General features: G+C 71.1%; 7 protein-coding genes. 1 reads left to right on the top strand and 6 read right to left on the bottom strand.

Annotated features, from left to right (window positions below):
- The coding region (locus tag KGQ19_RS46950) for an ArsR/SmtB family transcription factor (protein ID WP_212021846.1) at positions 1 to 937 on the bottom strand (937 nt) is incomplete at its 3' end.
- 122 nt (positions 938 to 1059) lie between these two features.
- On the opposite strand from KGQ19_RS46950, the gene KGQ19_RS46945 reads away from it, so the two are divergent.
- Entirely contained in the window at positions 1060 to 1632 is a 573-nt protein-coding gene (locus KGQ19_RS46945) for a hypothetical protein (RefSeq protein ID WP_212021845.1), read from the top strand.
- A 16-nt stretch (positions 1633 to 1648) separates the two neighbouring features.
- On the opposite strand, the gene KGQ19_RS46940 is transcribed toward KGQ19_RS46945, so the two are convergent.
- From KGQ19_RS46940 to KGQ19_RS46920, 5 genes are all read right to left on the bottom strand, one after another.
- Positions 1649 to 2668, bottom strand: coding sequence for an acetamidase/formamidase family protein (locus tag KGQ19_RS46940; protein WP_212021844.1), 1020 nt, complete (start codon positions 2666 to 2668; stop codon positions 1649 to 1651).
- Positions 2669 to 2716: 48 nt separating this feature from the next.
- Positions 2717 to 3919, bottom strand: coding sequence for an MFS transporter (locus tag KGQ19_RS46935; protein ID WP_368862260.1), 1203 nt, complete (start codon positions 3917 to 3919; stop codon positions 2717 to 2719).
- A gap of 234 nt (positions 3920 to 4153) precedes the next feature.
- Positions 4154 to 4618, bottom strand: a complete 465-nt coding sequence (locus KGQ19_RS46930; RefSeq protein ID WP_212021840.1) for a MarR family winged helix-turn-helix transcriptional regulator — start codon at positions 4616 to 4618, stop codon at positions 4154 to 4156.
- Between the two features lie 89 nt (positions 4619 to 4707).
- Entirely contained in the window at positions 4708 to 5049 is a 342-nt protein-coding gene (locus tag KGQ19_RS46925; protein ID WP_212021838.1) for a DUF8844 domain-containing protein, read from the bottom strand.
- A 157-nt stretch (positions 5050 to 5206) separates the two neighbouring features.
- Positions 5207 to 5770: hypothetical protein (locus KGQ19_RS46920; RefSeq protein ID WP_212021836.1), on the bottom strand; the 564-nt coding region annotated here is incomplete at its 5' end.

The raw sequence follows: 5770 nt of genomic DNA, 5'->3' as shown, positions 1-5770 counted from the left end.
GCTCCGCCCCCAGCGCCGTGCACTCGTGCCAAGCCGCCTTCCCCTCCCGCCGCGTCGCCACCAGCCCGGCCTCGCGCAGCGCCGTCGCGTGCTGCGACGCCGACGCCGCGCTGATCCCGAGGTCGTGCGCCAGGCTCCCGGTCGTCCGCTGCTCGGCGAGCGCCGCCAGTACGTGCGCGCGGGTGCGGCCCAGCAGCGTGCCCAGCGGGTCGGCGTCCTGGGGTTCCGGCAGGAGCGGCAGCGGGGTGAGCGCCGGGTAGACCAGCAGCTTCGTGTCGTCGCGGTACGTTCCGATCAGAGGCGATCCGCTCCACACCGCCGACGGGTACAGCGTCAGCCCCTGGCCGGCGAGGCGATAGTCTGCCTGCTTCTCGGGGGCGAGGTGCCAGGTCAGGCCTTCGAAGTGGGAGCCCGGTAGCAGGGATTCCAGGCCCGCACCGAGGCCGAGGCGGCCCCAGCGGCTGGTGCGCCAGGTGACCTCGGCGTGGAAGCCGGCGCGCAGGCGGCGCCAGGGCTCCGTCAGGAGGCTGCTGTAGGCGGCGTGCAGGCCCGTCAGCAGCTCGTCCCACGCGTCCCGCTCCCGCTCCGCGATGCGCCGGTTCCACGTCGTCGCTGGCCGGCCGAGCTCGACGACGCGCGCCACCTCCCGCCGTACCTGGCCGCGCGGCGAGGCCGCGACGCGCTCGAAGCCCTCCGCGGCGTCCGTGACCGCCGGGTCCAGGAACAGCGGTCCGCGGCCGCAGGGCGGGACCAGGTCCAGCAGCGGACGCGCGCGGGCTGGCAGCGTGCGGGCCGCCTCGCGGCGCCAGCGGGTGAACACCGGGTCGGCGGCCGGGCGGTGCAGGGTGGCCAGCGCAAGGCCCAGTTCCAGCAGTGGCACCGGTTCCGTGGCGAAACGGACGTGCAGCAGGTCGTCGGGGGTGAAGTGGATCCGCATCGTGTCCTCACGTTTCAGCGTGGGCTGAAGCGATCGCCTCCGGGCCGGAGGCCTTCCAGAGTGAAGACGTGTCCCGCGCCTTTTCAGGACGCGGATCCGAACGACACGAAGGGATAACCATCATGCGCAAGCGCATCCTCGGGGCCGTGGTCTCAGCCGGTCTGTCGGTGGCGGCCTTTCCGGCGGTCGCCTCGGCGGTCGGTCCGGCGGTCGGCCCGGTCGGCCCGGTCGCCTCGGCGGTCAGCCTGGTCGCCCCGTCCGGCACCGCCGGTGGCTGGACGACGGTGACCTACACCTCGCGTGACTACGCGGCGGGCACCGTCTGCACCTACGAGCTCAAGGAGGACTTCCCGACGCAAGGCGTGCAGGAGCGAATCGTCTCCGCGTACCCCGACGGCAGCCCGCGGCAGACCGACTTCCGCGGCCCGCTGATCGCCCGCTACACCAACGTCGCGACCGGCGCGCAGATCGACGAGGACCTCAGCGGCAAAGGCACGCTCTTCGACTTCCCCGACAAGTCGAGTCTGTGGGTCATCCCCGACAACTTCGGCCTGACCGTCCGCGCCGGCGACCCGTATCACGCGCAGGGCGAATACGTGCTCAGTCAGGGCTCAGTGGTCTCGGTCTCGCCGACCGGTCAGATAGCGATCCGGTACCAGAACAAGGTCACCGACGTCTGCGCGGCGCTGTCGTGATCGCCTCGGAGGAGTATCACCCTGCCAGGTAGGCGGCGGCCCGCTCCCGCAACGTCTCGTGCACGCCGTAAGCCGACGTGCCGGACGGCAGGAAAGCCTTACGCATCTTGGCGACCGAGGTGTAGTTCGTGTCGCACACGTTCGCCAGCGGCGACTCCACCCCCTGCGTCACCAACTGGTACGCGTCCAGCTCGCTCAGGCCGTAGTCCCGGGCGACCCACTGCACCAGGTCGACCTGCGCGATGCGGAACGCGTCCTCGAGGGGACGGGCCGAACCGGCGGTCATGATGTGCGTGTCGGACTCCAAGCGCGGCCAGGGGGTGGGGACGCCCTTGACGAGTTCGATGGTGATGACCGTGTTCATCGCCGTCTCCACCGCCACCCCGCAGGTCTCGCCCTCGCCCTGGCGGGCGTGGCCGTCGCCGAGGCTGAACAGCGCGCCCGCGACGTTCACGCCGAGGTAGCAGGTGACGCCGGCGCGCATCTCGGGGGTGTCCATGTTGCCGCCGTGCGCGTCGGGCACCAGGGCCGAGCGGACTTCGAGGTTGGCCGGGGCCACGCCGACGGTGCCGTGCATCGGGTCCATCGGCAGCTCGACCTCGGTGTCGCTGTCGTGGGCCCGGAACAGACAGGTGCGGCGCTCGCGGTCCAGCTGCCAGATCCAGACCCGCTCCGGCAGCGGCGGCTGCAGGGTGGCCGTGGTGTGGGTGGAGGTCAGGGCGCCGAACAGCGGGACGGTGGTCGAGGCGGCCCAGTCGCGGGCCGGCTCGATGGAGACGAAGTGCACGGCCAGCGTGTCGCCGGGTTCGGCGCCCTCGACGTAGAAGGGGCCGGTCTGCGGGTTCAGGAAGGGGAACTCGCAGACCTCGGTCACCAGGTCCTTCTCGGAGCGGACCCGGCCGGCGAAGCAGTCCTCGGTGAACAGCTCCAGGGTGTCGCCGGACTTCACGCGGGCCAGTGGCGGGGCGCCGCCGAAGGTCCAGACGTAGTCGTCGGCGGAGGGGTTGAAGGTGAGGACCGGGAGCGAGTTCGCCATGATATGCACTCTGTCAGACGGACCCGCTCGGCGGGAACAACCGTCGGCTCAGGACGCCGAGCCGAGCTCTTCGATCAGCGCCTCCTCCTCGGAGTCGATGAGGGTCTGCTTCTCGGCCGCCATCAGCAGCTTGTGTCCGGAGGCCAGGATTCCGATGCCGATCACCACCACCACGGCCGCGACGTAGAACGCGACGTGGATGTTGAAGCGCTCGGCGAGCCGGCCGGCGAAGTAGGGGGCCAGGCCGCCGCCGATGAAGCGGACGAAGCCGTAGGACGCCGAGGCGATCGGCCGGTCGACCGGCGCGACGGTCATCACCGCCTGCGTGGTGATCGTGTTGTTGACGCCGATGAAGACGCCGGCGACGATCACCGCGGTGATCAGGATCGCCTTGTGGTCCGTGGCCAGCCCGACGATCAGGATGTTGACGGCGAACAACGCGAGGTTCGCGTAGAGGGTCCGGGCGATGCCGAACCGGGCTTGCAGCCGCGGGGCGGCGAACACCGCGAAGACCGCGACCAGCACGCCCCAGGCGGTGAAGACGTAGCCGAGCTGGTGCGTGCCGAGCTTCATCGGGAACGGGGCGTAGCCCAGGAGGGTGAAGAAGCCCCAGTTGTAGCACAGCGCGGTCAGCGCCAGGGTCAGCAGTCCGCGGTGGCGCAGGGCCCTGATGGGCTCGGTGATCGACACCTTGCGGGCCGGCGGCGGCGTCGGCGCCACCAGGATCAAGGTGGCGACCAGGGCGATCAGCATCAGGACCGCGACGCCGAAGAACGGGCCGCGCCAGCTGATCCCGCCGAGTTCGCCGCCGACCAGCGGGCCCAGGGCGATGCCGACGCCGAGCGCGGTCTCGTACAAGATGATCGCGCCGGAGAAGCCGCCGCTGGCCGAGCCCACGATGACGGCCAGGGAGGTGGCGATGAACAGCGCGTTGCCGATGCCCCAGCCGGCCCGCAGGCCGACGATCTGGCCGACGGTGCCGGAGGTGCCGGCCAGCGCGGCGAAGACCACGATGATCGCCAGGCCCGCGACCAGGGTCCGCTTGGCGCCGATCCGGCTGGAGACGAAGCCGGTGATCAGCATCGCCACCGCGGTGACCACCAGGTAGCTGGTGAACAGCATGGTGACCTGGCTCGGGGTGGCCTTCAGCTGGGAGGCCAGGGCCGGCAGGATCGGGTCGACCAGGCCGATGCCCATGAACGAGATGACGCAGGCGAAGGCCACGGCCCACACGGCCTTCGGCTGGTGCAGGAGGCTCGGGGGTTTCGGGTGGCCGGTCCGGTGGCCGCTCGGGTCGCCGCTGGGGTTGCCGGTCGGACGGTCGCCGGCCCGGCCCGGGGGGTTCGCGATGGGCGCCGCGGAGGCGTCGGAGCGCAGGGTGGATGACAAGGTTCTTCCTTCCACGCGGTCGGACTACGTACCCGCTCGCGCGCGAAGGCGTCCCCTGAGTCCGGTGAGATCAGCCCGACCCGGCCCCGAAAGGCGTCAGTAGCGTGCGGCGAGGCTGTTGACCAGCTTCTGCGCCACCGGAAGGGCTTCCTCGGCGGCGTGTTGCAGCGTCGCCCGCTCTTCGTCGGTGAGCGTCTGGAGCACCGTTTCCAGGTGTCCCAGGCGGGTCTCCCACCGGGTGCGCAGTGTCTCGTCCCCGGCGGCGGTGAGCTGCACGAGCACCACGCGGCCGTCGGTGGGCTCGGCGACCCGGGCCACCAGGCCGGCGTCCTCCAGGCGGCGCAACAGCTGCGTCATCGACGGCTGGGTCACGCCTTGGGCGGCGGCCAGTGCGGTGATGCGCTGCGGCCCGCGCCTTTGCAGGGAGCCGAGGGTGGCGGCGGCGGTGAGGCTGAGCCCGTCCGGGGCCGGCACGTGCCGCATCATCAGCACCGTGACGGTCTCGAAGAGTTCGGCCACCGCGGCCGGGTTCTGGTCCACGCCCATAATTGTATCGTCCATCTATATAGTCTGCCTATGTAAAACGGTGTGAGCCGGATCACGGTCGGCCAGGAGGCGGCGGCCCGTCGCCGTCCCCCGGACGACCCGGCTCAGTCCCAGGGAGTGCCCTTGTCCAACAATGTGCGGCCGTACTCGGCCATCTTGGTCGCGTACTCCTCGGTCCACCCGGTCAGCAGGGCCAAGTCGGCGACCGGCATCCGGTCGAAGCGCCGCGGATCGGTCAGCCTGGCCGCCGCCACCGCCTGGTAGCTCTCGGCGTTCCGGGCCGAGGCCCGGAACGCGTCGGCCAACTCGGTGCTGCGCGCCAGCAGCCGCAAGGGGTCCTCGATGGCGTCCAGGCCGAAGAACGACTCGGTGTCGATCGGCAGCGCCGCCGGCGGTTCGCCGATCAGGTGCAGGGGCCGCTTCTTGGGTTCGGGCTTGGAGGGCATGCGTTGATCGTAAGGCGCCGTGCCGGGGTGGTGAACCGCTGGTTCGGCGGGATGGAGACCGACTGCTGGCGCTCTGCCAGTGCCGCGCCAGTGCTCTGCCAGTGCTTCGCTAGGGCACTGCCCGCTAGTGCCCTGCCAGTGCTCCGCTAGGCCTCTGCTAGTGCTGCTGCTTCTGGAAGTCCGCGGCGCGCTTCGCGGCGGCCTGCGACGCCGACAGCGTGAGGTCGTCGTTGGTGTGCCCGTCGACGCGGGTCTGGGCGATCAGCACGACCAGGTCGTCCTGCTGGATCAGGACGACGTTCATCTCCATCGAGGCGATGCCGAACTTGGCGGAAGTGTGCCAGGCGTGGGAGGCGGTGCCGACCGGTGCCAGGTTCAGCGGGGTGGCCTGCAGGGTGACCGACAGGCCCTCCTCGGCGACCTTCACCGAACCGCAGGAGGTCAGGGCGCTGGACGCCTTGTCGACCAGGCTGGCCGCGGTCTCGCCCCGCGGCTGGATGACCGCCTCGTTGACGTAGTCGTCCAGGGCGCCCTTGGTCCACTCGGCCTGCGCCTGGTCGGCGATGTTCGACTGCTGAAGCACTTCCAGGCCCGGGCAGCCCTTGATCAGCGAGGGCAGGTTGCGTGCCGTGAGGGGTTCGGTGCGGAAGCCGGCGGGCAGGTCCGAGAGCTGGATCAGGGCCGGGGCCAGGCGGCTGCTGGAGGTGGAGGGGGCGCCGGA

This window comes from Catenulispora pinistramenti, assembly GCF_018274385.1.
GTDB classification, from domain to species: domain Bacteria; phylum Actinomycetota; class Actinomycetes; order Streptomycetales; family Catenulisporaceae; genus Catenulispora; species Catenulispora pinistramenti.
This window is presented reverse-complemented; position numbering and strand designations above follow the sequence as displayed.